Annotated in this window: 2 protein-coding genes and 2 pseudogenes; 3 read left to right on the top strand and 1 reads right to left on the bottom strand. The window is 36.0% G+C overall.

The features are described from left to right. Positions 1 to 244 (top strand): annotated as a pseudogene (locus tag ACFIK4_RS05320) (hypothetical protein); the annotation flags it as partial. A 10-nt stretch (positions 245 to 254) separates the two neighbouring features. Further along, positions 255 to 866, top strand: a complete 612-nt coding sequence (locus ACFIK4_RS05315; protein WP_375610980.1) for a hypothetical protein — start codon at positions 255 to 257, stop codon at positions 864 to 866. Here the strand turns inward: ACFIK4_RS05315 and ACFIK4_RS05310 are convergent. Next, positions 853 to 1,644, bottom strand: coding sequence for a hypothetical protein (locus tag ACFIK4_RS05310; protein WP_375632835.1), 792 nt, complete (start codon positions 1,642 to 1,644; stop codon positions 853 to 855). The two genes, ACFIK4_RS05315 and ACFIK4_RS05310, sit on opposite strands and share 14 nt — an antisense overlap. 127 nt (positions 1,645 to 1,771) lie before the next feature. Between ACFIK4_RS05310 and ACFIK4_RS05305 the strand changes: the two are divergent. Then, a pseudogene (locus ACFIK4_RS05305) lies at positions 1,772 to 1,978 on the top strand (hypothetical protein); the annotation flags it as partial.

The raw sequence follows: 1,978 nt of genomic DNA, 5'->3' as shown, positions 1-1,978 counted from the left end.
TGTAAGTGAAGTTGTAATGACACTCGAAGCAGATGTTCAATCACGTGACAAGGAAATTAAAGAACTTAAACAAAAGATAGATGCGTATCGAGAAGATTTTACACGGAAAAGTGAAAAGATACAGGCACTAAAAGCAGATGTTCAATCACGCGACGAGGAAGTTGAAAGACTAACACAAAAGCTTAAACAGCGTGATGAAGCAGTAAAAGCGCCGGCTCGTAAAAATAAGAAGAAGGGTAAGTGAGGAGAGAAAGATGAGTTTAGTAGCAATTGTTATTTCCTTAATTGCGAATGTGATTTCGTTTTATGCTGTTCATGACTCTTCTAAAAGAGTGCGAAGGCTTAGAAAAGAGCTAGCAGAAAAAAATGAGTTAATAATGTCACAAAAAGCATTGATGGAAGGACAGCTAGCAGAAAATGAAGAGAAAATACAACATTTACAAGAATTACAAGCAAACGTGCAAGAATGTTTAGAGAAAAGCACTAAAGGGCAAGAATGTGTGATGTCATATGAAAATATTTATGAAAATATTCAAGTCTCTAAAGCTGTTCGTACGCTTGTAAGAGAGTTTATAGAACTAAATCCCATTACAGATGAACAAGAAGATAGATCGCAGGAATTATTGCAACAATTAATGAGGGATGAGCAGACAAAGATTCAAGCAATTAAAGTTGTTAGAGCTTTTGAAGAATGGTTTATACCACGAAATACCATTACATTTGCACAACTAGACTATTGGCCGAGGTCTCAAGAGTTATTGGGGCATTTATTGGGGTTAAAGCCACTGACATGGGAAGATCTTGCTAAAAAAAGTCCTGAGGAACAACAGAGCTATCTCGTACCTGGGAAAACTATAGTGGATTGAAAGCATTTTTTAAACGAATACAGTGAGCGAAAAAATTCACTTTTTCTGGTGGATTTTCAGGATCTATAGCAGTGTGTTCCATAGTAAATATTAGATAAATTAATGGATTTTTCTTGAGAGGCGAAATGGTAAGAATTAGTTCTAATGAGCCAAAAGCTATGAGGCTAAATGGGTCAATATCTCCATGTATTAGAGGCTCTGTTTGGGGTTGTTTAAAACAGAGGTATTTGGAGCTTTGGGGCTGGATTTGGTATATATCTCCGAGGGGAAAAACGGTTGAATCAGTAAATCCACGATAGACTGCGTGAATAAATTTATAATTTCTATCATTCTCTATACTGATGGAATTAATTTTAATTATGTGTTTTGTAGGATTTGCAATGGTTAATAATATATCAATTAATAATTGTGATTTATTATCAGGATCATTATGCATCACTATACGCTGTACAAAAACATTAAGTTTTCTCTGCTCTAGAATTTCTGTCTGTTTTTCTAGAACGTTAGCAAGCTTTTCCATTGATATTGCTTGTTGTTTAGTTGAATTAGCTATGTCCATGGCATTAGCTAATTCTGTTTCAAATTTTTCTCGGTCTTCTCTTCTGAACTTTGCAGCTTCTATTCGATCTTCATTTCTTAAATTCAATGTCTGTTTAATAGAACGAAAAGAAAAAATTGCGGATAATAAAGCACCAACCGAAGAAAGTGCAGAAAATAAAACAGAAAACGCAGAAAATAATACAGGATGCTGTTCTATCCAATTTAAAACCGCTTGCATATTTCTTACACCCTTCTTTCCTTCATTTTCAGAAAAAAACAATCCTATAAAACACATTTTGTATGGAGCGGCGTGGTGATTAACACGATTCTTTGTTTTGATCTAGGTACCAAAACGGGGTGGGCNGGTGATTAACACGATTCTTTGTTTTGATCTAGGTACCAAAACGGGGTGGGCGATACGTGGTGCAAGTGGTGACATGTTCAGTGGTACCGTGAATTTTCAATCGCGCCGTTTTGAAGGCGGTGGAATGCGTTATTTGCGTTTTAAACAATGGCTATCAGAAATAAAGCAGACAGCAGGTCAAATTGACGCGGTGTATTTTGAAGAGGTG

Origin of the sequence: Bartonella sp. AP9QHHD (genome assembly GCF_042195625.1) — a bacterium.
Taxonomy (GTDB): Bacteria; Pseudomonadota; Alphaproteobacteria; order Rhizobiales; family Rhizobiaceae; genus Bartonella.
The sequence above is the reverse complement of the archived record's forward strand: the minus strand, read 5'-3'. Positions and strand labels throughout refer to the sequence as shown.

What these genes read in the sequence shown, in the direction of transcription:
- ACFIK4_RS05310 (WP_375632835.1), bottom strand. Translation starts at nt 1,644, where the DNA reads ATGCAAGCGGTTTTAAATTGGATAGAACAGCATCCTGTATTATTTTCT.
- ACFIK4_RS05315 (WP_375610980.1), top strand. Translation starts at nt 255, where the DNA reads ATGAGTTTAGTAGCAATTGTTATTTCCTTAATTGCGAATGTGATTTCG.